Source organism: Methylobacter psychrophilus, from assembly GCF_025583945.1.
GTDB lineage: Bacteria > Pseudomonadota > Gammaproteobacteria > Methylococcales > Methylomonadaceae > Methylobacter_C > Methylobacter_C psychrophilus.
In genome coordinates this window covers 24,298-49,772 of sequence record NZ_JAOEGU010000029.1, presented here as the reverse complement: position 1 = coordinate 49,772, position 25,475 = coordinate 24,298, and the positions used below count along the sequence as shown (strand labels likewise).

Annotated in this window: 27 protein-coding genes; 10 read left to right on the top strand and 17 right to left on the bottom strand. The window is 40.0% G+C overall.

Features of this window, described 5'->3' with window-relative positions; genetic code table 11:
• The 5 genes from N7974_RS13645 to N7974_RS13625 all read right to left on the bottom strand — a co-directional run.
• On the bottom strand, positions 1–229 hold a 229-nt coding region (locus N7974_RS13645; RefSeq protein WP_262966149.1), incomplete at its 3' end, for a nucleotidyltransferase family protein.
• A gap of 57 nt (positions 230–286) precedes the next feature.
• Complete coding sequence (locus tag N7974_RS13640; protein WP_262966148.1) at positions 287–742, bottom strand: helix-turn-helix domain-containing protein; 456 nt, start codon at positions 740–742, stop codon at positions 287–289.
• 360 nt (positions 743–1,102) lie between these two features.
• Complete coding sequence (locus N7974_RS13635) at positions 1,103–1,312, bottom strand: hypothetical protein (protein ID WP_262966147.1); 210 nt, start codon at positions 1,310–1,312, stop codon at positions 1,103–1,105.
• 118 nt (positions 1,313–1,430) lie between these two features.
• Positions 1,431–1,862, bottom strand: coding sequence for a type II toxin-antitoxin system VapC family toxin (locus N7974_RS13630; protein WP_262966146.1), 432 nt, complete (start codon positions 1,860–1,862; stop codon positions 1,431–1,433).
• On the bottom strand, positions 1,859–2,134 hold the full coding sequence (locus N7974_RS13625; RefSeq protein ID WP_262966145.1) for a DUF2281 domain-containing protein: 276 nt from the start codon (positions 2,132–2,134) through the stop codon (positions 1,859–1,861). The genes N7974_RS13630 and N7974_RS13625 overlap by 4 nt, the downstream gene beginning before the upstream one ends.
• 800 nt (positions 2,135–2,934) lie before the next feature.
• On the opposite strand from N7974_RS13625, the gene N7974_RS13620 reads away from it, so the two are divergent.
• The 4 genes from N7974_RS13620 (at position 2,935) to N7974_RS13605 (ending at position 5,124) form a co-directional block, all read left to right on the top strand.
• Positions 2,935–3,204, top strand: a complete 270-nt coding sequence (locus N7974_RS13620) for a type II toxin-antitoxin system Phd/YefM family antitoxin (protein ID WP_262966144.1) — start codon at positions 2,935–2,937, stop codon at positions 3,202–3,204.
• 74 nt (positions 3,205–3,278) lie between these two features.
• Positions 3,279–3,629, top strand: a complete 351-nt coding sequence (locus tag N7974_RS13615) for a putative toxin-antitoxin system toxin component, PIN family (RefSeq protein ID WP_262966153.1) — start codon at positions 3,279–3,281, stop codon at positions 3,627–3,629.
• A 29-nt stretch (positions 3,630–3,658) separates the two neighbouring features.
• Positions 3,659–4,246: a class I SAM-dependent methyltransferase gene (locus N7974_RS13610; RefSeq protein WP_262966143.1), complete on the top strand. Its 588-nt coding sequence runs from the start codon at positions 3,659–3,661 to the stop codon at positions 4,244–4,246.
• Positions 4,247–4,488: 242 nt separating this feature from the next.
• A complete protein-coding gene (locus N7974_RS13605; protein ID WP_262966142.1) occupies positions 4,489–5,124 on the top strand; it encodes a retropepsin-like aspartic protease family protein in 636 nt (211 codons plus the stop codon).
• A 70-nt stretch (positions 5,125–5,194) separates the two neighbouring features.
• Here N7974_RS13605 and N7974_RS13600 read toward each other — a convergent pair whose 3' ends face one another.
• The 10 genes from N7974_RS13600 to N7974_RS13555 form a co-directional block, all read right to left on the bottom strand.
• Positions 5,195–6,223, bottom strand: coding sequence for an HNH endonuclease family protein (locus tag N7974_RS13600; RefSeq protein ID WP_262966141.1), 1,029 nt, complete (start codon positions 6,221–6,223; stop codon positions 5,195–5,197).
• A gap of 114 nt (positions 6,224–6,337) precedes the next feature.
• Positions 6,338–7,396 carry a TerD family protein gene (locus N7974_RS13595; RefSeq protein WP_262966140.1) on the bottom strand — a complete coding sequence of 353 codons (1,059 nt, stop codon included), beginning with the start codon at positions 7,394–7,396 and terminating at the stop codon, positions 6,338–6,340.
• Between the two features lie 105 nt (positions 7,397–7,501).
• Positions 7,502–10,186 carry a putative virulence factor gene (locus N7974_RS13590; RefSeq protein WP_262966139.1) on the bottom strand — a complete coding sequence of 895 codons (2,685 nt, stop codon included), beginning with the start codon at positions 10,184–10,186 and terminating at the stop codon, positions 7,502–7,504.
• A 16-nt stretch (positions 10,187–10,202) separates the two neighbouring features.
• Positions 10,203–13,304 (bottom strand): virulence factor SrfB, encoded by a 3,102-nt coding sequence (locus N7974_RS13585; RefSeq protein WP_262966138.1) that lies wholly within the window; start codon positions 13,302–13,304, stop codon positions 10,203–10,205.
• A 143-nt stretch (positions 13,305–13,447) separates the two neighbouring features.
• Entirely contained in the window at positions 13,448–14,467 is a 1,020-nt protein-coding gene (locus N7974_RS13580; RefSeq protein WP_262966137.1) for a hypothetical protein, read from the bottom strand.
• A gap of 2 nt (positions 14,468–14,469) precedes the next feature.
• Positions 14,470–15,438, bottom strand: a complete 969-nt coding sequence (locus N7974_RS13575; protein ID WP_262966136.1) for a S1 family peptidase — start codon at positions 15,436–15,438, stop codon at positions 14,470–14,472.
• A gap of 73 nt (positions 15,439–15,511) precedes the next feature.
• Entirely contained in the window at positions 15,512–16,390 is an 879-nt protein-coding gene (locus tag N7974_RS13570) for a hypothetical protein (RefSeq protein WP_262966135.1), read from the bottom strand.
• 51 nt (positions 16,391–16,441) lie between these two features.
• A complete protein-coding gene (locus N7974_RS13565; protein WP_262966134.1) occupies positions 16,442–16,894 on the bottom strand; it encodes a hypothetical protein in 453 nt (150 codons plus the stop codon).
• Positions 16,895–16,991: 97 nt separating this feature from the next.
• Positions 16,992–18,041, bottom strand: coding sequence for a DUF475 domain-containing protein (locus N7974_RS13560; protein WP_262966133.1), 1,050 nt, complete (start codon positions 18,039–18,041; stop codon positions 16,992–16,994).
• Positions 18,042–18,261: 220 nt separating this feature from the next.
• Positions 18,262–19,167: a hypothetical protein gene (locus N7974_RS13555; protein ID WP_262966132.1), complete on the bottom strand. Its 906-nt coding sequence runs from the start codon at positions 19,165–19,167 to the stop codon at positions 18,262–18,264.
• A gap of 197 nt (positions 19,168–19,364) precedes the next feature.
• Between N7974_RS13555 and N7974_RS13550 the strand changes: the two genes are divergently transcribed.
• The 6 genes from N7974_RS13550 (at position 19,365) to N7974_RS13530 (ending at position 24,546) form a co-directional block, all read left to right on the top strand.
• A complete protein-coding gene (locus tag N7974_RS13550; RefSeq protein ID WP_262966131.1) occupies positions 19,365–19,595 on the top strand; it encodes a DUF4160 domain-containing protein in 231 nt (76 codons plus the stop codon).
• Positions 19,592–20,089 (top strand): DUF2442 domain-containing protein, encoded by a 498-nt coding sequence (locus tag N7974_RS13545; RefSeq protein ID WP_262966130.1) that lies wholly within the window; start codon positions 19,592–19,594, stop codon positions 20,087–20,089. Before N7974_RS13550 ends, N7974_RS13545 begins: the two co-directional genes overlap by 4 nt.
• 111 nt (positions 20,090–20,200) lie before the next feature.
• Positions 20,201–21,307, top strand: a complete 1,107-nt coding sequence (locus N7974_RS13540) for a helix-turn-helix transcriptional regulator (protein WP_262966129.1) — start codon at positions 20,201–20,203, stop codon at positions 21,305–21,307.
• Positions 21,308–21,828: 521 nt separating this feature from the next.
• On the top strand, positions 21,829–22,821 hold the full coding sequence (locus N7974_RS13535; protein WP_262966128.1) for a helix-turn-helix transcriptional regulator: 993 nt from the start codon (positions 21,829–21,831) through the stop codon (positions 22,819–22,821).
• Between the two features lie 113 nt (positions 22,822–22,934).
• A complete protein-coding gene (locus N7974_RS20785) occupies positions 22,935–23,084 on the top strand; it encodes a transposase (RefSeq protein WP_394813120.1) in 150 nt (49 codons plus the stop codon).
• A gap of 247 nt (positions 23,085–23,331) precedes the next feature.
• Positions 23,332–24,546, top strand: a complete 1,215-nt coding sequence (locus N7974_RS13530; protein ID WP_262966127.1) for a restriction endonuclease PLD domain-containing protein — start codon at positions 23,332–23,334, stop codon at positions 24,544–24,546.
• Positions 24,547–24,712: 166 nt separating this feature from the next.
• On the opposite strand, the gene N7974_RS13525 is transcribed toward N7974_RS13530, so the two are convergent.
• Entirely contained in the window at positions 24,713–24,916 is a 204-nt protein-coding gene (locus N7974_RS13525) for an SIR2 family NAD-dependent protein deacylase (protein WP_262966126.1), read from the bottom strand.
• A gap of 63 nt (positions 24,917–24,979) precedes the next feature.
• Positions 24,980–25,462 (bottom strand): SIR2 family NAD-dependent protein deacylase, encoded by a 483-nt coding sequence (locus N7974_RS13520; protein ID WP_262966125.1) that lies wholly within the window; start codon positions 25,460–25,462, stop codon positions 24,980–24,982.
• Positions 25,463–25,475 lie beyond the last annotated feature (13 nt).

Genomic DNA, 25,475 nt, shown 5'->3' with positions numbered 1-25,475 from the left:
CATCAATCTTTTGCTCGCCGATTTTTTTATGTAAATCCTTGAGAAAATGTAATTTCGCAATAATTAAATCGGCGATTTTTTGCGTTTGCGGCTCAATATACAGATCAATGTCGCCTCCCTTGGCATCATCATTAACTCTGGAGCCAAATAACCAGACTTGTGTCTCTTGACCAAAATTATGTTTGGCACTTTCGCAAATAGTATGTCTTTGAAAATCAGATAAACGCATAAAGTAGCCTATTAATAAGAAGTTAAGAAAATAAATAAATAACTGAAAACTTTGCCACTATTCATAACCCATGCCCAGCTCTTGAGCTTGGGTAGCCAAGTCATCGAGAGCTTTGAGTCGAGCTTCATCAATTCGTTGCTTATATTCGAACACATCCTTAGCCAAAACGCGTCGGTGCGTACCCACTTTTCTAAATGGAATTTTGCCCTGCTCCAACAAATAAACTAAATGTGGCCGACTTACATTTAATAATTCTGCCGTTTCCTGAGTAGACAATTCTGCATGTATTGGCATAACCGTTATGGCATTGCCTTTGGACATTTCCGTCAACATGGTGAGTAACAAATTTATAGCATAGCCCGGTAAAATTAAATCTTCTGATTCATTATTATTACTGGCTATTTTTAAATGAAGCCTTTCGTTATGGACATATTTTGATAAAGCGCGGCTGGTTATTTTAGCTTCTTCTGCTTCTTGCGCTGTGGGCAAATGAACCACATTAGATAACGTCACACTGCTTACTCCAAATTATTATTAATTATGTGACGCAAGATAAACGAAATAAACGAAAATTACAACTCGGATTTTGCAGCGTTCCATTACCCTATCTCAAAAACAAATTAAACATGTTTGTACCTTGTCAATTATCTCAAAGTACACAATGACTATCAAAATCCGGTACGGTCATGTTGCTAAACATGGCTTTCCAATAAGCATCTTCGTCCTGATTATCACCGCGTAATAATTCATATACCGTAATACTGGATACAGCAAATTAGTATGGTTTTATCGTTAACTGATACAAAAACGTTGTATCTATATCAGCTTTCTTGGCGCGTTTATGAGCAATCAGTACATTCGTGTCGAGGCAAATTATTTCCATTGTTGCAAATGCCGTCTTTTTTCTTCAATAGCAATATATTCATCATCCGACATTTCCGGACTATCAAGTAAAAATTGTTGAAATGCAGTGCGTAACGAGATGTCATCATCTAAAGGCACAATGGTTAATTCGACACGTTTAGTATGTATGACACCATTCACAACGTCAGCGTATTGTTTTATCGGATTTAAATTCATCATTAAATACTCCTCGAATCATCTTGATTTTAATAAACGGCGCTCAACAGTTTAAAAACTACTCGATATTAATATTAACACTACCTTTTAAATCGTAGGGTGCTTTGGCTAAAGCGAAAAATCATTGACACAACGCAACCTCCAACAAATTACAAAACGGCTGGTGATTTTTCCAACGATAGGTATGAAAATCGCGTCTATCTGTAGAGATAATGCGCCCGTGACCTAATTCTTCGGCTAATAGCACCAAAGAAGCATCCGCTAAATCCATCGGTAAATCGGCGTACTGAATCATGAGTTCTACGATGCGTGGCAAATGCGCCTCTTTAATTGCGAATAAACTAAACAAGTGGGCAGTTTGTTGAGTTTTTAAGAAAATAGCAGCTTTAAGCGGATTACATCTTTTTTGTAGCAAATAACAAACTTCGGTTACAACGGGCAGTGTTGTAATTAACGGCTCGTTAATTGTTAGCGCGTAAGCGCGTACTGTTTGATGATGATTGTCTCGTGGGTCAAATAATGCTACCCAAAAACCGGTATCAGCAATAATCATTCATCTTCCCATAGGTGCTGTTTGTAATCCTCTGATAATTTACCATCACCGCCTTCCATGCACCCTAAAAGCCCGACTTCTTCCAACACTTGTAACACTCGTGCTCCTTCGGTTAGTTGATTTGGTGGAGTTTGTTGACGTGATTCAAACCGTTTAGCTTGTCGCCGCGCTAATTTGGTTTTTAAAAATTCAATAAAGTCGGCTACTTCTTGTTGTTCTTGTTCTGGCAAGGTCAAGATTTCTGCAGTAATGTCTTGGACTGATAAATTCATTGTACTGGCTCCAGTGCGTTTTAATATAACGGTAAGTTAATAACCAAGTACCCTGACCTTCTTGACGGAGTAACCGTAACGTTTTGTCGGGTATACACAACTCGGTGAATGATACTGAATCAACATTGACCGCCTTTAATTAATTCTGAATAATCAACTGTGCTACGGCTTTTATAGCGCTGAACACGTATCATAGCAAGAGCATGAACAATGATTTAATTAATATTATCGGAAAAATCGTCACTTAATGTCCCAGCAAAAGCTAATACACGCTCTTCCCAAGTTGTAGATTCAGGTTAAGAAGACACAGGCAACACGATGATTTCAGCTTCAGTGCAGCCCGCAAATTCAGGCGGTAGATCAAATTGAACATGTAAGTTATTAAGCCGTTGAATAGTACGATATACATACATGATTCGCTCCTTGGATAATTTTTTACAAAAAACAAAGAGTATACAGACTGCGATAAATAAAGCGAACCTCGGCGTTTTGATGCTTTAAATGCCGGGATTACGTTATTGCTCGAATACAGCTTATAACCTTTGGATTATTAAATCTCACATAACCCTTAAAAAATAGCAATACCTTGTTGTGGTGGCTGCCATTTTTGATTAAAGCCACAATGGTGATTGAACAATTATAAGCATCCTGCAAAAACGAAGGGTGCCTTATAACCCAACACATTTACACCGATCTTTTTGATCATCAGTTAAATTCTATTGGCGTCAATGTCTTAAAATCCATGATTGACATTACTCATATTAATCAATACGATCAAATGTCTACAATAGAGAATTAACATGATTAACGAAGTAAATGCGGCTGTATTCCGGAAAAATCTGGGTGAAATGATCAATCAGGTGCAATACCGCCATGACTCCATAGTGATTAAAAAAGACGGAAAACCTGTGGCTGCCTTGGTTGATACACAACTATTTGAGCGGATACGCCGATTTAAAGATCGCTTTGAGATACTAAGCCAGCGTCTTGCCAAAGCTTATTCGACTATTCCAGAAGAAGACGACCTGGATGAAATCGATACTATTGTTTCCGAAATCAGGCATTCTTAACACTGATTATGGCTAATGTTTGCATCGTTTTGGATACCCATGTTTAACTTTCCGGTACGGCTTATCCAAATTCCATACCAAGAAAAATTGTCGCTGCCTGGCAAAGTGGTAGCTTAGATGTGATACTTTCCCAATATATTTTAGATAAATTGCTACGCGTCTTTCCAAGACTTAATCATCGCTTGGGTTGGTCCAATTCTGAAATGCGCGATTTTGTGAATAGTTTGGCTTTTCTCGCTGATCTGGTTGAACCTGAACCAATAGAAGATCCCCAGCTTCATGATGCCGCAGACCAATCTGTCCTTGGAACATTTCTGGCTTCAAACGCCAAATATCTTGTTACCGGTGACAAGGATTTAATTGTTCTGTCCACTGTTTACTCAATTATCAAGCCAGCTGACTTTTGGCAATTACATGGCAATTAATCTTAACTCACTGCTATAAAAAACCAGCCATGGATAAACAAACCATAGACACTTACAACCGCGAAGCAGCAAGCATTGCACAGTTACATGTAACGTTAACGCCGCAGCGCATTTATGCCTTAATTGACCACTATTTTATCAAAAATGGTACAACGCTTGATGTGGGTTGTGGCATTGGCCGTGATACCCATTGGTTAACCCAACAGGGATTTCCGGCAACCGGTGTGGATGCCTCGGAACAGATGTTACAACAGGCTCAAGCGTTGTACCCTACCGAGCATTTTTTTCAAGATGCCTTGCCTGAGCTAAACCATCTGGGTAAATCGCAGTTTCAGAATATTCTGTGCTCTGCCGTATTGATGCATTTAAATCCCCTTGCCTTAAACACTGCCTGTCTGCGTTTACTGCAATTACTTAACGATTCGGGTTGCTTAATCATCTCCTTTCGCGGCACCCATGAAACCGATAACCGAGAAAAAGGCAAGCTCTATGAAACGATCAATATGACTGATTTTTTAAAATTCTTTGCAGAAAATCAATGCACGATCCTGGTACAGGAAAGTGAAACAGAAGCGTCAAGAAATTTGACTTGGCATAATTTTGTCATTAAAAAATAATGGTGGATATTTAGCTGTTTTGTAAATATTAATAAGCTTTTTCCAAAAAATCGGTTAAACACCGGTAATGCCGCTCGGCAAGTATTTGCTGTCCGGCGTCAATTACCTTGTCCGACCGGACAGGGTAATTGACGCCGGACAAAAGGTCTTATCTTACTAAATTGGACTTATGTAGTCATGGTTATAATTAGCCAGCGATTGAGAATACTACAAACATAAAAATAAATTTTCTGGAGAAAATAATGGGCTTACAGGATCGCGATTATTACCGTGACAGGAATAAAACGCCACGCCAATCACCAAATTTAACCCCTAAAAAGCCACCAAGTAATAACAAGAGAATCATTTATCTCTTATATCCGCTTATTACGCTTTCAGGGCTTTGGTATGGCGCGGATACTTTTTTGAGCAAGACCAATGAAACTGTGATTTTACAGAATCAGAACCCTTCTGAAACATTGCAGGGCGGAGTTGTTTTAAAAGCCGACCGTCAAGGACATTTCAGAGGCACAGCATTGATTAATAATATTCCTATGCCTTTTCTAATCGATACGGGGGCAACCAAAACCTCAATTCCTGCAAAAATGGCTATAACGGCAAATTTACCTTTCGGTAATGAGATAAAGTCAAATACGGCAGGGGGTCAAGTCAGTGATCATCTGACCCGAATAAATAACCTAAAAATTGGGGGTGCCGAAATAATAAACCTCAATGCCAACATCAATCAGTATTTGGATGAAGTATTAATTGGTATGAATACCTTAAAGTATTTTCACATGACCCAAAATGGAGACACGTTAACACTACTAGCCAATAACCGTAAAGACGGTGATGTGGCGATTAAATCAGCAGTGCATCAAGCAGGAAAAGCCCAATAGATACGATTACTGGTTCCCAAACTGAAAATTGGGAGCCAGCGAAACTTATCAGCTGGTCAGCATTTTCCCCTTAAAAAATAGCAATACCTTGTTGTGGTGGTTGCCATTTTTGATTAAAGCCATAATGAGTGATTGAACAATTATAAGCATCCTGCAAAAACTGTTGACGTTTCTCGGTAGAGCACCCCGTTTGTACAATTAACGTTTCCCTGAGCGGATGATGACTGGTGATTAAATACTCATTGCGATCATGCAGACGTTGCAGCAATGGCAACGCCGGTAAGTTGGCAAATTTTCCGCTCACGCCCCTGTTGCAATCAACACAGGACAACACCAAATTTGCGACACCGTTAATGGGTTTTTCGGCATCACATTTTCGTAAATCATGCGGAAAGAAATGATCCACATCGGCAAAATCAGCGTGATTATTATCCAGGGAAATATCCCTGAAACAATAAAAACACCGGCCTTTTTGGTAACCGTTTAAAGACGGACTGGCGGCGGTGACAGCGACACGCCGCAATTTATTGTCCGCAAAAAATTCGCGGGTTTCTTCTTTATAATCCACTTGAATTAAATGCTTGGGTAAATTTAATTCCCAAGCGGTTTCAACCAAGCGCCAGCGTGATTCAGTTTCTGCGGCCAAATTATCATACTGATATTGCTCGCCCAAACGATAAAAATTATCCGTTAAAGTAATGCCGCCTTTGGTTTTTCTTTCATCCATAAAAAAACGGACTGGAAGCTCTTGTTCATGGACATTGTGAAAGGCATCCAGCACATTGTTAAAACCCAACTGAACCGTTAAATCAATCAAGGCATCCTGGTTGATTTGCTTGGCATTAAAATCCCGACAGCCATCCAGAAACTTGCTGCTTGCCGAGGTAATTTGTTTATCACACACAACCAAATGCTCGGCAATATGTCTGGAAAACGGCACCGCCAATTGTTCCAGGCTAATAACAGAATCACCGCTATCTTTTAAATCATATAACGCTTTGGCTAAGGCAAATTTATATGATGCGACATTACGGCCAAACAGAATAATTGAACGCCAGTAGTTTTCCAGATTTGGTTCTATTTCATAGAATTTAGACATTAAGTGATAAAGCCCTACTTGCTTATTATCAAGCCCAAGTTTGGTAATAAGCGAACTACTTTCATTAAATAACGGTTCTCTGTGGGCAGCATTGCACACTTATAGTCATACTGTTCAGCATACCTCAAGCCCGAAATATTTGCAGATGTCATTAAGACCATCGGCAAATGTTTTGTTTTTCTTAAGAATCACCCAATCATCTCCCCGTCGAATAAACTCGACCAAAAAAATTCCTTTAATTCCTGACAATCCCTTTTGCATAGGTATTTCATCAATTAAAATCTTCGGTTCACATTGAAGAATCTCTACTGTACCGCTAATAACAGATTCAAGTCCTACTATTCTTGACTTGGTATAAATAGACACAGTAATAGCTATTGAATTAATTTGCGAAGGTAAATTACTAAAATCTATAACAACCGACTCCATGGGGGAGCTATTTAGCAAACCATTACCTTTGCCCAAATGTCGGACAGATCCACAAGGAGATCTCGAAAGAATCTGCCCTGAATCTCCTCCAGATGCAAAAGAAGAAACAAAATCGAGATCACCACGAACCTTACCCGCAGAGGATAACAAAAAGACACTAGTGTCTATACTGCAATTGACCTTATTAGTTTCAGAAATATTAGACAAAACGCATACTATTACACTGGATGGCATAAATTGCCAAAAGGCCTTTTCAGCAGCTTCCAAAAAATTACCTGATGGAAATCTATCCAAATATTCTTTGTATCCAGTTTTCGTATCAAGTTGCTTGGCAGTAATCCAAGCGGCCTCATCCTCTTGAGATATTTTATCGGAAGCTTCATCACACATAAAACTATCTACTACTAATAAACCTGAATCAACTAATTCATGGTTCGAAGTATGTTTTTTCGAAACAAGCAGAAGATTATTAGCCACAATACCTCCCCACCTAACCGGAATTTCAAATACATTTATCCCTTCCACCTCTAAAAAAAGGATATAGTTACTTCCTTCCTCTAACCAAGTAGTCACCTCCGGGGAGAAAGTTAAATTAGTAACACTAGCATCAGAAGTTCGTCTCTCTACCTTCACCCAATCTTCGGCAACTTGCCATCCGGATATACCTAAAAATGGCTTTTTATGTCCCCACCGTTTAAAACAGGCTCTGGTATCTCCCTGAGGTGCTTCCCATCCCGTAATCAAAACTCCAACCCACCCCCTACCGTGCCTAGACTCTGAATAGAGAGAAATTGATATGTCTCGCATTATTAATTATAAAAAAATGATCAAGTTTACTTTGTAAAACAATTATCGCACTTGATCTGTTCTCAGATCACTTAATATTTTTCCAAGACGAGAATTAGCTTCAATATCTCCAGAAAACCCGGATTGAAAATCTGCATTTGTTCTTACCGAGTATTGAAACCCGTGTATCCAATCAATCAGATATTTTTGTTCAAAATTTTTTGAATCTTCAAACAAAGCATCTAAAGGCCGTGACTTGTATTCAGATACAAATATATTGACCCTTCTATCGTCCAAAGCCTGTATCTGTATCCCCGAAATATCATTTGAAATATTTCCTGCATGATCGATAAAATCATTAAAATATCCAGTCACGCGAGCAACTTGCTTCCACATCCACACCGATCTGCGTTCAGTTTTGAAAGATCGACTCTTTCGAACCTCTTCGACAATGATGTTGTACAACCCTGTTTTATGCGCTGATATTTCAAATTCCTTCACTATATTCAACAGTAATTGTGTAGAAATTCCGTAATATGAGGATGCACTCACGTCTTTACTCTGCTCTACTAAATCTGCTGCCCAAATTTGGATCACATTTGAAGCAAATACAGAGGCAAAATCTTTGATTGGATCTACTTTATTATTTGACTCGGTGTTATTTGATTGGGGCGTAGGAGCAAGACCTAGCATCGCAGCCATAGCGTCTTCTATTACTTCTTCAGGTTCCTCATAAACACCATTACTACCTTGTCCACCACCGGTAAACGTAATCTCTCGCTCTGTTTGATAATAAGCATCACGTGCGCTGTCGTCAGCTAATTTCAGTGTTGAAATAAATTCGCCAAGACGCCCTTTTTGAAAAGAAATACCAAGTGCATTTACAAGTTCCGTGGCCAGTTTCTTCTTTTCATTACGAAGCTCATTAGTATCAGTACTAATATAATAGCTGGCCAAAAGAGAAATCACTTGTTTAGCCAATAAATCAATTTGCAACTCGATTTGATTCAATTTAACTTCTGGTCGGCAAATCGGCTCCAAACCTTTAACAATTCTCGTAATCCCTCCATCATTCAATACCCATGCACTATCCCATGCATGAGCAGGATCAGTGAAATGGTCTTTAACAATTTGATTTGCTAAGAATGCATTTTTTAACTTACTTACAAAGTCTACTTTATCTTGTCGTATATTTTTTTCAACAAACGACGATGGAGATTCAAAGTCAAAGAGGGCATCATATCTAAGGTTGGGATTTCTTAGCCAATAAATATTGTTAAATTTTCCGTTTCCATTCCAATCTGACACCCACTTAGTTTTATGGGAATGCGCTCCAAAAGGCTTTAATAATGAGGCCTCAAGCCGATTAGACCATCGCGTCCCATCAACTGATTTACCCGCGCCTTGCTCAAATGACGTGTCAAATTTTGTTAGTATAAAAAATAGAGTACATGGAACTTTTCCCCTCTCAGCAGGTGTTCCGCCATGAGTCACTTCCACCCATCTCTCTATCATTTCACCTAAACCTACTACATTTTGGTTAGACGGGCCTACACAAAGCAACATTGCTGATAATTCTCGTTCTGCAGAATATCGCTCAAACAAATACGCGACCTTGCCTCGCAAGAAATTATTTGACCTAACGTCGTTACTATTTAATCTATCCCGTGTATAAGGTTGTCTTGACCTTGCACCTGGAAAGTCTAGAAGATCGGTATGATCAAAAAATGGGTGAGGTTTTTCAACCAACTGTATTACCAACTCTGAAACCAAAGCCGTTAGTTCCGCTCGTTCGATTTGAATGGGGCTGCCGTTTAGTTCAGAAACCCTAACGGTATCACTAACGTCAGTACACAAATTATCAAGAGTAGCAACGTCAATAATACTACTTTTTTGACGCATCCAACTATCCCCTTGAACCTCGAATAGTGCCGAAGGCTCGCAGTAAATTTTTTTTGCATAATTCAGGCGTATAAGTTGCTTTTGTAAGCGCCGATAGATTTCAGTGTATGCAGGAAGACCTTCCCAGATCGTTGAAAAAAAATCTACTCTAGCTTCCGCCGATAGAGTTGAAGCCATATCAATTGCAGCTTGCCAGAACCCATACGTTTTCAAAGCCTTAATTCTAGAGCTCTTCATTAAGTTCTGCTGACAATAGTTCTCCAAGTCATATATATCCTCAACTTGAAGACTCCCAGAACCTCTAGGGTTATTTTTTGTTTGCTCTATTAGATCCTCAATCGCCACTTGATGGTTGGCAGGCTCATCATCAGTAAGAGGTATAACATCTTCAACAAAGGAATTTGCCAGAATTTTTATGAGGTCAATCTCAGTCAATAACCCAACCTGAATCGGCATCCCCGGAGGAGCGATTTCGGGAGAACTCCCGAAAATAAAGCGGGTCACTAAACCAGTTGACTCTTTACCTCCTTCTGGATTTATTTTGGCAATGAAATCTTCTTTTCGGTCGCCAATACGAGACATGAGGGAACCATCGGCCGAACGTGCGAGCGCGGATATCAAATATGATTTCCCTGCTTGACTGGGACCAAATACGCCAACAGCCATTTTTGAATTTGCAGCAAAAGCTAAGCGCTCGGCTGATACTACAGAGGTTCGTAGCTCCTTCACAAGTGCCTTATCGCTCCTTATAACATCTTCAGAAGAAGAAGCACACCAGGATAGTGCATCCTTGCAAGCATACGCAATTTGATTAGCGCGCTTTGTTAATTGTTCTGCGGTTACCATAACATTGTCTCACTACCTACTGAATGTCAAATAGGCCAGTATCTAACCAATGGCCATACTCGTCGCGTAAAGTCCTTAATTCGAGATGTAGATCATCTGGGCGAATACTTGAGCCATCAGACGAAATAATCTCTTCGATTTTAAAAGCCCCTTCATCATAAATGGCTTCTTCCATTGAATCGCCCGATTGTATTGCCGTACGTTTATATAACAATGAAATTGTGTAAGGCAGTCCTTTTTTCCGGGCATTTTCTTTTGCTTCCTGAGTAGAGAAACTCAAAAAGTAAAAAGGTGTTGCTGTCCAACGTTCAAGAGGTAGTTGTCGAAAACCAATAAACATTGGAGCTCCAAATTTGAAAGTTGCCTTCTGTTCCTCTGATGCATTCGCGTCAAGATCAATGCCCGAAAAAAACAGGTTTTCATTCCTAATCTGGCCGGTCGATTGCATTTCGCCAACATATTTAACTGTTGATGCAGGCTTCAATTTAGATGTATTGCAATGAAAATTCAGAAGATCACCTTCTGAGAGCGCACAAAGCATTGCACCAACCACATTAGTAGTTTTGGGGTCTGAAATAACACCACCTAGACTCCAAAATGGGTACCAACTTTCAATCCGGTATGAATTCATCGCGATAATTCTGGAGGATGGTACCGGAGGGTGTCGTAATACAGCAGCCTTAACTGCTGGTAAGCAAGATGGTCTTCCTGAAAGAAGCAATACATCGCAATTCCAAGCAGCGACTGATTCACAGAGATCTTTCAGAATAGGTGAGACAACGCTGTTGATAGTTACAGATACTTCACCTAAATCTATATGATTAATCCATGAAACCAACGAAAAGTTTTTAACTCCTTTATTGGACACCTCATCATCTATATATGCTAATACTTCAGCACGAGGAAGATTATTTGAACTAAAAACATCAAGGTACTCAATTTGCTCTACGGTACCTGATGTGTTTGTTATAGGTACTTGCTCTGCCAATTTCAAAATATGTAAACCGACGGAAACAGCATATTGCTGAGCAAATTGTGCTCTTAGGTTTCTATCACGCTCAGGCAATCCAGCATAGTCACTCCCAACGCGCCGCGTCATAAATTCTTCGGCATCTCTCATTCCCAGACTCTTAAGTTCTTGAACAAGCGGTTTTAGCAAGTGGCGTTCAATTACCGCCTTTAAAATGTCGTCCCCAGCGAGGTTGAATCCTTCTCGAAACTCCTGGATAGGTTCAAGTATCGCTGTGGAACCTTGGGACTCATCTATATAAGTAGTGACCATTAAGTCAGTTGTGCCACCACCAATATCAATGCTTGCTACCCTATATGACTTTCTGGTTCCTCTATCAGGTCGAATTCTTCCAAATGCAGAAAAATATTCAGTAGCATCGCCAGCAAACCTTTCTGCTATCTCATTGTAAACATAAACCATTTGTGTGGTGCTTGCCTCATCCCATTGGCATCGGACTACCGGAGGAGACTGATACTCAAAATAGGTTCCGATGTAGGACTCACTAGCCCAATCTAGTGTCTTCCAAAGTGTCTCTACAGCCCAATTAGCCCAGCGCTCAAAAATTTGCCGTTCTGCAATTGTCATGGCAGGAGGGACTGTGAGTATAATATTTCTGAGTCGTCTTGCTAAATCCGGATTTAGGCGCTCTCCTCTCTGTGATGGGGCATTGATCTGCGCCAATGCGTGAGAAATAACCTCACACAATAGAAACATCATGATGGAGCTACGAGAGAACATAGGTTCTGTCACCGGATATTTATCCTGATCACGATATATAGGATCCCGAATGATTCTCGGATCACTTAGTACATGAAGTGGCGTTCCATAATTATTTACAAATCCAACAAAAGCCCCACTATTTACTGGTGGCTCCTCTGCACTTCCTTCTTCCGACTCAGGACAATACCGCCATTCTTGAACACGCTTCGCTCGATCCCACAGATATCGTTTAGGACTGGACATAGTTGTCTGCCCTACATCACGTCTTGAATGTAGAGCAATTCTTGATGCTTCAGGCCCAACGCGGAGAACAGAAGGCCATTGAAGTGCCCCTCTCCTTCGACCACTTCCTCTGGAAAATCCGTTAGGATCACCGAATTTCATTCGAACAAACGCAACGTTCGAACCAAATGGATCTTTGTGGCGTAAATTCGGATTCGTTAAATCCCTTAATTCCAAGATAGCGCTGTTACTTAAACCCATCGACTGCCCAATTCTTCGCTCTATGAGCATCCCAGTCGTGCGTGAATTACCAATATCTAGAACAAGATCAACATCAATTGCGTCATTACGCGCAGGATCAATCAATCTGACTGATGGTAGGATCTCTGCAATATTTAGAACCTCGAGAAACGATATATACCTCGCCATGTGCTCAACTTGATGTTCAAAATCCTGCTCTTCAATTATTCGCCCCGGGCGCTTTTTCCTAAGGGCTTGAATAAATAATTCTTTCAACCACTCAGAAACCCATTCTTGAGCAATAAACCACGAGTTGTGCTGGATATCTGCAACTAAAGAAAACTCTGCACCATCGCGAACATCCTGTAGCCTTAGTGCAGCGAAAGAATCCTCATCTTCATCCAAGTCGTACTGTTTTTCGACGACTGTATCGAAAGCGATAGTTATACTGTGAGTGGGGCGGCCTTCTTCATTTTCAGGAAGAGCTATAATTAAAACTCGAGCCCAGTCACAAGGGCCTTTTCGATAGCTTGCTTCTTGAGCTCCCGCCATAACTTCCTTACGAAGGAATGGTAATGGAGTCCACTGCCCAAGAAATGGTTCTAAAGCCCTATCCACATTCAATGAATACGACGGAACGATCTCTTTACCTTTCCCAGCCTGATTTGATAAATGGGTTGGTTCAACAGCGATGCATCTGGTGTGCTGATCTATGTACTTACCTGTCCGATCATCAATTTTGAGACACATTAAATGCCAACAATGATCAATGCCCCCATCAAAAGATTCATCTCTCCATTCCCAATATTCTGTTTTTAATCTGGGGAGCTTCCTGGTATCTAACCCAAGATCAAGAAATTGGATGGTTCCCCCAGGTATTAAAGACACAAGATCGGAGTATTTTGGAAGATTGTTTGTTCTCATGAGGGCTAGCTATACCTACTTATTATTAAAATTTTCAACAACCTATTTAATTTATTCATACTTAATTTTAAATTTGATTATTAATTCATCTGTTATTTTCCGCTAAACTTATTCAAGAACTGACATTTCTGAATAACGAAAGACTATAAACCATCCTTAAAAACAGGTGAGCATGATTGAGAAACTGCATGAATTTTTTTTCTAAGATCGCTAATTTCCACACGAAGACTATTTTCTACTTCTAATGTATTTTCTCTTAAACTTAATGGGTAAAAATAGCTATTGTTCTCAAAAGAGCAGGCTCTGAGCAACATAAGGAGCAATAGAAGTAAAAGTAAACTTATAATAATTTTTTTTACTCTCTCCCCCAAAAAAAAACCACTAGAACCTCTTTGGCGATTTGAGTCATTAAAATTATTAGGAGTATATTTAGACCCTGCTTGCCAAGTCTTTCTGTTGATTCGCTCATGCTGAATAACATTTACAACTTCTGAAACCTTCTGATGATCGTTAACCACTTGATGTTCATCAAATTTCTGTGGTTCATCATCCTTCTGAGACTCATCAATTTTCTGAGGTTCATCAATTTTCTGAGGTTTATCATCCTTCTGAGGTTCATCAACTTTTTGTGGCACATCAACTTTTGATGGAACTACCTCGACCTTGTGAGAGCTGTCGCTAACAACTCCAAGAGACCATAAATCTACAATTGGCAGACCTTCAACAATAGGTTTGCAGCCCCATTCACAAAGAACTGGTTGCTCCCCCACAAGAAATAGGCACCTTTCAAAATCAGTTGAAGATAATATTGCCTTAAAAATCTCTGCTCTTGTACCTTCTGCCCCCGCTCCGTCAGTAGCAAATCGTTCCCCTATTACATGAATACTATCTCGAATTTTTAAAGTTTTTTTCAGAGCTTCTGATTTTGCAACAGGATCTAGCTGGGAATACGGATTAATAGAGCCTTCTAAATTACTGTACCATTGAATTTCGCCCTTAAAAGCGTTTAATTGTGGCTCAGCAAAAAAACAGCTTAATGTTTTATCTTGCGTTTCCTGGTCAAGAATACGACAAACCTGCTGATAAAAATCGAATACGGGCTGTCCATACACCCCGCGAATTTCAACTTTAGATCGTAACGTAGTACAGGGTAGCTTTTTCATAATTATTCATTAATTGAATTGCCACATGTCCCTGTTGCGGCAGTATATTTAATTCCAATCGAGTGCAAAAACTCTTGGAGATTGTATCCACTCAAAGCATAAAGGATTCTTGAATCTGCCGCGGAAGCTTTTCGGACAAATGTATTAACGCCGACTGCTCGCCCACATCGATCAATCAGAGGCCCACCAGAGTTTCCTGGTGATATTTCAGCGGTATGAATAATCAGTTTAATACCATTTTGCTGAGGCTGTACGACGCTAACCTCACCAGGGGTTAGTACCGTTTCAGGAGCCTGACTCGGATCTCCACTGAGTAAACTTTTTAGCCTAAAATCAGTCTGGACAACTACACCAGGAAAACCTGCTGCGATGACAGGCAAAAGGCGTGGTGGATCATTTGTAATAGCGAGAATAGCACTACCAGTTACACCTTGTGGTAATCTGAGTACCGCAAAATCAGGCTGCATAATTTGATTAGATCTAGTCTTCGTCAATAACTCACACTTAACAACCTTTTTCATAGATCGGCTAGTAACCCACAGGCCATCTTTCTCGCTTCCATCCACGACATGCCTATTAGTTACTATGAGATTTGGAGTAATAAAAAATCCGCTTCCGAGTGAATGATTACCTACTATTAAAACAACTGCAGCGTCGAGAAGCTTAGTCAACTCCTCCGATCGCTTCGTACTCCCATCCCCATAATTTGGTAAAGCCATATTTCCCCTAGAAAAAGGAACAGAAGCGCCCATCTCTTTAATATCAATAGACTCTCTTACAAGAGGTGATGAACACCCTTGCTTTTCGGCTTTCTCCAACCTAGATCGCTCGTTTTGAAGAGCTGTGATTAATAAATTAGTACTATCTTCACTATAATCTACACGATTTTTTTGGTGGCTAAAAAACTCCTTCGCCAAGAAAATCAAGAGCAACAGAGCTAAAATGGTGATAAAAAAAGACCTGTTGCTCAAAATTGGCCTTTAAACAAAAAGATTAAGGGAATAATGAGGGAAACTGCTTTATATTCCGACTTAAGGTGCACTTTTAGCCTTCAGCAGGAAGCATTCCGAAAGCTCTTTCTTTCTCCCGAATCAGCTCAGATTCAGCATGAAATAGCTTTGCCCTATCTAGCCACTTCTGAGCCCCATTCTTATCACCCTGATTAAAACTTTTATCAGATAAAGCAATGTATTCAGTCACAATTTTTGCAATCAAACCTTTAATCTCTTCTACTCGGTATTTTCCGCTTGAATCTATACGACGGATAGTATCTAAGCAAGCTTTAGCAGATTTCTCGGGTGGATCAGTAAACTGAGCAGCTTCAACATATTTCTCAGCTCTACTAAGTTGATCATCAATTTCAGATCGGTCTGCATCAGATAACTTGGCCTCAGTAGCAGCGGCTATTACTGTTCTAATTTCTGTTTTAGTTTCTGACCGGACTTCTGCCGTTTTATTCGAATACCATATAGATACAACGATTCCGGCGACGGCAAGCAAAGCCACTAATGAAATTAGAGGAATAGTTAGTTTATTTCCATCAGTACTACGCGTAATTCCATTAACTTTGCAAAAGCTTGCAACATATTGTTCAGTAATCCTCGGATCAAGCCCCATTTTCTTTCCAGCAGCAGGCTTTAATACTTTATCGAGTGCATCTTTTTCCTCTTTGGGATCCAGTTTTTGGTCATCATCTGTGAATTGATGTAACCAATGGTCTAAGGTGTCGATCAATTGCCGCTCTGAGACGGCACCATATTCATCAAGAACACTTCGAAGGATCACTTCTGTATCAGCGATTAGGAATCCCTTAGAAGCAGACTCCTCTTTTATTCCTTTCTCCTCATCTCGATCGAGATAAAAATCATCAGCTACCGCTGCACCGATACGGTTTTCCAACCAACTCTGATCAGACGAGTTCATGTTTTGACTCCATTGGATATTAGTGTTATTGAAAGTTAAGGTATGTTCTTATTACGGGATTGCCCATGAGAACAACCCTTTTTTTTTCTTTACGCTATATGCTCTACAAAAATCATTAATTGCTTTTTGAGCTATATCATATTTTAGGCCATGTCTATACCTAGAGCCTGCCTTGCAAACCATTTGCATGGCATCAGTCTCTTCTTTATTGTCTAGTTTTTTGTCACTATCAGTAAATCGGTGAAGTGCATCTTCAAGATCCCTGAGTAATTTTCTCTCATTTGCAACAGACAACCGATCTAACTCTAAATCTAATATGATTTGAGCCTTATCTGCGCTAATAGACAGCTGAGAAACAGCATGTTGAACAAACGACAAATATAATGCTTCGTCGCAATATTCATCTACAACTCTAGGCTGGACAAAGCTCCTAAACTCTTTAATTGGATCATTATTAACAGACTGTGGATCACCACTATCCTCACGATTTAAATTAACTGCCATGATATTTCCATAGGCAAGAAGATAAATTTAGGACTTTTATCCGAAAGCAATAAATGATCTCGATATTACTAGCCATTCTGCTTACACCATAAAGAAATCAAGAGCATGTTGATTCAAGTTTACGCTTGTAGTTAACCGATGAAATCAACGCAGTAACAATGAAAGCCACACCAATTAGTCCAGTTAATAGCTCAGGTACTTCTTGATAAATCGAATAAAACATAATTAAAGCAAGTGCTCCGATAGCATAGTGGGCACCATGCTCAAGAAAAACATATTCATCAAGAGTTCCTTTATTAACTAAATACACAGTCAAAGAGCGTATAAACATTGCTCCAATAGCTAAGCCAAGCATGATAATTACAATATCCCTAGTTATAGCGAATGCACCAATAACACCATCAAACGAAAAAGATGCATCCAATATTTCAAGATATATGAATCCCATAACACCATTACGTTTTGCTGCTTTGACGATAACCTCTTCTTCCTCTTCGGTTTCAAAGAAGCTCCCTAGACTATCTACAATGATATACAACATCAATCCACTAACGCCAGCAAGGAACATGGACATTTTTTGTTCTGGTGGCAAAGGCAAGTATGCTTGAATGCCAATCAAGACAAACAGCGTCACAATGATTCCGATTGATTCAACTTTTCCTAGCTGAGCTAATTTTTTTTCAATAACACCAAGCCAATGAAGTTCTTTACCTTCATCAAACAAAAAGTTCAGGAAAATCATAAACAAAAATGTTCCTCCAAAAGCTGCAATAGCTGTATGACTAGCATGGAGATGCTCTGAGTAAACTTCTGGATGATTTAGAGCCATCTGTGATACATCGACCATACCTTGTCCGGTGGCGAAAGCAACAACAAGAATTGGAAACAATAGCCGCATACCAAACACTGCAACCACAATACCTATCGTTAAAAATATCTGACGCCACTTAGCATCCATTTCTTTGAGAATAGATGCATTAACAACGGCATTATCGAAAGAAAGGCTGACTTCCATCACACCGAGGATTGCAACAATACTAATCGCCGACCATACACCGGAAAGTCCTCCACCAGAATGGTAGCCCCAGAGTGCAGCAAGCCCAAGACAAAGTATAGTGAAAATAATTGAATAGCGAAAAACATGCATTGAACGTCCTTAGAGTTGTATATATTGCTTTAAAATAATTAAAGCGTTAATTTCAATTAATTTGTGCAAAAAATAAATTTTTTCACAAAATACTACTCTTAAAATAAGTCATATCTATTACTATTAATTAGGTTTCATTAAAAACAATAAAATATATAATATAATTATAGTTACTTTTGGCAACAACACTACAAAAATATTTTATATTTAATTATATTTATCATTTTAATTGCCAGTTATTTGCATTGATTAACTGGTACTTAGCAACTAAAACATATAGCGCTACTATTTTCAGGTAAAGATACAAATCCATCAGTAATAGATCAAATTCTGTACTGTGGGCATTAATTGCTTTTATAAAAGCTTGCACCCAGCGGTAAAGCTTGGGGCTGTCATATAGCACATCCACATAAATATCGGCCCGACGGTGAACCCGTTTTTGGGTCAGTTTTCCGGCTTTGATAACGGCGTCTTTGCTGCTGTATTTTTGTAATTGTTGCAGGAAAGTTTTGGCGCGTTTTTCATCCTTATTAAAAAGTTGCATAAAAACCACCTGATCATATAAAGGTTGGCTATCAGCCAGGATTCGGCAGATGCTCAACGGTTTTACCAGCGTCATTCTTTTATAGTAAAACCGCGCCATGCGAAACCATTCAGCCACAGATAGCAAGTTGTCTGCCTTGTTTTTGCCAAGGGCTTGTTTAATAATCCCGGACAAATCCAGGTCACTTTTTGCCTGATTGGCTATGACGGAGACAATTTCAATATTATCCAGGCAGTAACCGCGCCTATTATCGACCCTGTCCACTGACCAGTCGGTTGCGTTATGTTCGGCAAAGGTAAAGGGGTTGCCGGTTATGGGGCAACAGCCTTGGGTTTGTTGTAATTTGTCACGCAAGTCATTAACGGTAATGGTTACGTCCAAGCCTTTGGTTAAGGCACGGTCGCGTAGCGTGAGCAGTTTATTTTCATAGCGATCCGGTTTCTTTTGGGTTACCTTTTGCATACTGGCAGCCTGATAGCCATAACGGATTTGCTGACGATGCTGGTCGCCAAAACGTGCAATATCCAGGGGCAAAGCAAACCGGTAATGATCAAAACCAATTTCAAATGCTATAGCTGACATGATAACCCTCCAAAAAGACCGTGACTGATGTTGCGAGCGGTAATCTTATGCTGACTTGGGAGATAGTTTACTGCTTAACCCTTACAAACTGTGTAAGGGTTAAAAAATTAATTGATCATAATTTGCTTGTTAACCGCAGAGTAACCGGCATTACTTTTTAAATTGTATAAGTGCAATCATTGCATTAGAATAAATACATGCCAGTCATTCAACGCTTTTCACAATCTCGGGTCAGGCTTAATGCTAATGACCATCCGCCACCCCATTTCCATGTACTTATGAACGATGGGCGAGAGACTTGGGTCACTATCGCAGAACTGAAGATCGTTCATGGGAGGGTCAGTACACGCGAAATTGCTGACGTACTGGCATGGGCCAAAATAAATCGAGACAGGCTGGCCACCCAATTTGAGGAATTACAACGATGAGCAAAGAACACTTCCGTCTTACCGCCGTCAGGACGCTTGATAAATACCAATTACGCCTGACTTACGCCGATGAACAAACCTTTGATGTTAATCTCACTGATCTCATTGGCACATCCGCTTTTCTGGCACCTTTAAAGAATGCCTCTTTGTTCGCTAAAGCGAAGATCGGTTTCGCCGGTCGCTCGGTGGACTGGATTGAAGATGAACTGGATCTGGGTTCTGACAACTTGCGCCACCTCGGTGTAGAGCAGAGCGGTCGAATTGGTCATGAACGAATTTGGGTTTGGTTACATGAAACCGGACTTACCTTGGAACAAGCCGCCAAAGCGCTAGGTATCTCACGCAGAATGTTGATTTATTACCGTGATGGCGAAAAACCCGTCCCTCGTTCTATCTGGCTCGCCTGCTTGGGCTGGGAGGCTGTTCGTCCTACCGGTAATGATCTGCCGCTACATATTCCATCTGCGACTGATTACGCTAACCTGCATGCTTGATAACAAATAATGCAATTCATAACCCCCTATCGTTCTCACGCCGGAGCTTTGGAGTTCACCGGATCCGGGGAGTATTTTCTGCACACTGCCTAATCATCATGGAGTTGGATTTTGTCTGATCAACAATCACAAGTACTTGTTCAGCGACGGATGCTGGTTTTGGAAATTATACGTCGGTTAAGTGGCCGCTCTGAGCGTTGGGTGACGGTTACCGAGGTAGTCAAAGATTTACAGCAACAGGGCTATAGGGTTGCCGTACACAGCATACGCCGGGATCTGAAATCTTTATTGCAAACCTGTCAACAACTTGACTGTAACGACAATAGCAATTTGGCAGGTGAAGCCGGCAATGGTTTGGCACACGGTTACCGTTGGACCGGTAAAGACAATCAGGGCAATGGCGGCATAACCTTAACGGAAGCCTTGTCTTTGGTGATGGTTGAACGCTATCTGAGTCAATCTTTGCCGGTATTACTGACCCGGTCACTACATGATATTTTTACTAAAGCCCATCAAACCCTGGAGCTACATAAAAAAAGCCAGATCACCCAGTGGCCGGATAAGTTTTGTGTTATCCAACCGGGTCAACCCCTGATCCCTCCAGAACTCAAGCACGACATTTTGGTGATTGTGCATGAGGCGTTATTAAATGAAAAACAATTACAGGTGACTTATTTGGCCACTATGCGGGCCGATGCCAAACCCAAAGCATACCGCTTGCATCCGCAGGGTTTGATTCAGCGAGGCCCGGTGACTTATCTGGCAGCGATGACCAATGATTATGACGATGTGTATTTATACGCATTACATAGAATGCAAGCTGCGCAAGTTCTGGAACAGGGTTGCCGTCATAAACCGGCATTTAATCTGGCTGATTTTGCCCGGGAAAAAGGCCACTTTGGTACTGCTGTGGCTATCCATTTTAAAGCACGGGTTTGTGACCATCTGGCCTTGATGCTGGAGGAAACGCGTTTAAGCGAGAACCAAATCATAAGCCCGGTTAATGAATCAGGATTTCGGGAACTTACGGCTGATCTTACCCAAACCTGGCAATTGCGTTGGTGGATTTTAGGCGAAGGTGATCGTATTGAAGTACTTGAACCTGAAGAATTCAGACAACAAATCAAGGAATCATTGTCGGCATGTTATCAACAGTATGTAGAGACGGGGTTAAGTCCTGACGTGGATAATGACCTTGCGAATACTGCTCGATATTGATTGGCACTGGTTAAATATAAGTATCCTGCTTCAACCTCCTGTTCTTTTAATTTCATCCTGTTAACGCCTTTATATATTTGATTCTACAAAACCCAAAGTACGATTTTTGGCTGGCCGCAGTTGCTGTATTGGCATTCCATTTTAATGGCTTCACTATACTATTAGCCAGAATAACCGGGTAACGAAAATTTCAGATCTAATATTGGTAAGATTTATAAGCTCTGTCGCCCTTGACTGTTTCTGTAGAACAAAGCAGACGATTAGTGAATGGGTCTTTTGGGCTGCAGCCTGTCGAGGCAACCAACTTTTGGTTGTTATGCAGGCACGACTTCCTCACCATTCTCCCGATGATCAATCGGAGATTCTGATCTTTTGAGGGATCAGATTCAAGATATAAGGGTTGGACTTCAACCCTTATATCCGTATGTTGAATAAAATCACTCACTGAGAGTGAGTAAGCGTATTATTTTGTCGCTTAATTATGGTTTAATATTCTACTTGATCCTTTCAAGGAAAATATTATGGATTCGTTACTACGTTGTTTTGACATGCTGCGTCTAATACCCAAAGCTCCGCTGGCAATTTCAACGCCAGAAATTTTAGCGAAACTGCAAGGCTCTGGATATAACATTGATTTAAGAACTGTGCAGAGGGATTTAAGTAAACTATCGTCTTCACATCTCTTTCCCATTTCAAGTACAGAAAATACAAAACCGATATATTGGTTCTGGCCAGCCGGCTTTAACCGACTACAGTTACCCATGATGAGCTCAGATGAAGCCTTGACTTTAAAGCTGGTCGAAATGTTTTTAGAGCCATTGTTACCGCATGCAATCAAATCTCACATGTCGGAATATTTTCAACTTGCTGACAGTACACTAAAGGTTTCGCCTTTGGCTTGCTGGATTGATAAGGTTCGCATTATTTCCAATGGGCTTAATTTATTACCTCCTGAAATTAATCCTGTAGTTTTGCCAGTGATTTATGAGGCATTATTAAAAAACTGTCGATTTGATGCCATCTATCAAGGGCAAAACAGTACAGCAAAAATCTATGAAATGAATCCATTGGGTTTGGTCTTTCGAAACAATCTCATTTACTTGGTTGCGACCGTAGGCGATTATTTAATCGTCAAACAGTTTGCACTGCATCGTTTCCAATACGCCAAATTAGGATCAAATAAAGTGACCATTCCCTCTGACTTTACTCTGGATGGATATATTGCTGAGGGCGAGTTTGATTATCCCGTTACGGACAGCCCACAAGAAGTTGCACTACAGTTAGAAATTACTGGGTTTATGAGAAAACATTTAATAGAAACTCCGCTCAGTCAAAATCAGCGCATTACGGAATTGGACGATGATCTTTATCTGTTGGAAGCTTCCATACAAGATACCTATCAATTACGGTGGTGGATACGGAGCTTTTCAACCAATATTGAAGTTATGGAACCAGTGGAATTACGAGCCGAATTTGCGCGGGAAGCACGGGCTTTAAATAAAATGTATCGGTAATTTAATAAAAACCTGATTTTGTCGCATAACTCTGGATAATCGTCATCAATTGCTGAAGTGTATAGATGGCAGTCAAGTCCTAACTGCAGTTCCTTTGCTAACGACTAGTATTTATATACTTTAAACGGTCAAGTTTTCGGTTTTTTATTAATCAAAGATGTGGTAAAAATAGTGGACAAACTAACGGATTTCTACCACCTTACTCACCTAATCTCAATCTGATTGAACGACTATGGCATTTCATTAAAAAACAAGTGCTTTAAAGCAGATACTATGAGAAGTTCAATTTGTTTAAGCAAAGTATTGATAATTGCGTTACTGACCTTGGCGAGAGCTTTAAGTCTAACATGCAATATTTAATGATTATGAAGTTCAAATTGTTTTCTAAAAAAATCGAAAACCTGAACGTTTAAAGAATATCTATCTCACAAAAATTGTAAAGGATAGAGTTTTAGATTGGGCTAAGATATGAAAGAATACCAAAATCAGAAAAAATCATAAGGATTTATAATGGGGAACCAACTACACATCAGGGCATGTAAAAAAACAAAATTAGTTAATTTACTACTTAAAGTACAGGATAAAAGAAGATGTTATCATCTCTATTTAACATCTTGTTATTTCACGCCAGAATCAGCTAAGAACATTATTGGCAAATTAAGCGAGTCAATTCGCTTGACTGGTGTAACGGTTTATATCGATAGAAAAACAGCTACATTACACGGCAATAAAGTTTTAACCAGATTTTGTAAGAATAATAGCTTGGAAATTGAACTGTTCGCCGTTAACTCTGCTATCTTGTTTCATTCTAAAGCATATGCGCTCGTTTCATATGATGAGTCCAATGAAATATATTGCGGCAGTTTAGTTGTGGGATCGGCAAATCTAACTGGTAATGGGCTAACCAGCAGAGGAGGTAATATCGAGTGCTTACTGGATACACAAGATGATGAAATGCTAAAGGAATTCGTATCACAACTTGATAGCCTCACGCTAATTAATTTAGACGATATTGATAAATTTAAACCAGCCGATAGAGATACATATGCTTTTAAGTATGCATTGTTACAACGTGGTGCATTTATTCATAAGTGGACAGATGATCTTGCGCAATATTTCGCAGTTAGATACATATTAAATGATAGTGGAAAGGAAAAAATCGGCGATCCTGTTTTCAAAGACAGAGGGTTTAATATTGATACTGCAACCATAAGCAAGAGATATTTCCATTTAGATTACAAACCACCGCACCTTGAAGATACTAAGAATTTAAGGAAAAACTATGGTATTGAAACTTTTCTTGGTCATTGGGTGCCTCGTAGTGATTTGGTATCACTATTAAAAGAGAAAGGTATAGAGGAATTTAAGACTGAGCTATTTTCAGCTATTGACGAGCAGTATCTAAGTATTAAACAACAGATCAATGAGGACATGGAGTATTTTATGTCAGCAGGAGTTGTCGAAAAAGACGATTCAAGCCCCATCGAAATATTCGACAAAAAAATACAAGATTTGCGCGATAACGAATATAAAATAATGCGAATTTTCAGTAAGTATGAAGTATTTGACTTACCTTATGACTTACAAGAAAAAGATAAAATTGAAAGCTTGTTTTACGACATCATTTCTCTTTGTGAATCACGCAAAAAGCCTAATGCCGCAATGAGAAGATTCTTAGATGCTTATGTAAATGCAAATCTTGATAAACTAGATGACGAGTTATAAGCCTGCGACAGCCCAGGTTCACTTTCGATAATTGAAATAGAAATCAAATAAATAGGCTCGGCAATATCGCATGATAAAGCCCTTTACCAAGCCAAGACCGCAACCAAGTGTGTCTGATAGCGGCCTTGGTTTAAACCTTGAGCAAGTATTATAAATCAAGGTAACTTTATGGGAGTTGTTCCCGCCAAACCGCTTCCCATAACAAAGGCATTATCTCTCCCGCCTTACCGCGCAGGTTGTAGTCGGCAAACCTATCTATCATTGTGACTTTCGAATTAATCTGAATCAGATACGCACCATTACGCGAAGCACTTAGCGGCAGAGACGCTGCCGGACACACTTCCAACGAACTGCCGATACTAATAAACACTTCAGTGTTAAAACTGGCTTGCTCTGCCCGATCGTAAACATCCTCCTACAATTTTTCACCAAACTACACAATATCAGGCCGCAGCAAACTTCCACAAAATTTACAATGAGGTGGAAGCTCATTACTGGAGCGAACTTGATGCTCAGCAGGATGTCCATAATCAAAGCATTTGTATGTCGCGAGGTTACCATGAAGCTCAATCACTTTTTTGCTACCAGCACGTTGATGTAAGCCATCAATATTTTGCGTAACAACAGAAACGCTGTGCGCCTTAGCCTGCCAAGCAGCTATCACCCGATGCGCTGGATTGGGTGCCACGATTTGTAATTGCTGACAGCGTTCCGCGTACCATTGCCACACTCGGGCTGGATTGGCAGAAAAACCGCTTGTTGTCGCATAGGTCTTGACATCAAAGTCCACCCAAAAACTATTCTTACTATCCCGAAATGTTGGGACACCACTTTCCGTTGAAGCGCCTGCGCCGGTAAAAAATACTATGCTCTGCGCTTCTCGTAACGGAATGACTAATTTATCATCAAACTGCATGGTTAACCTCTTT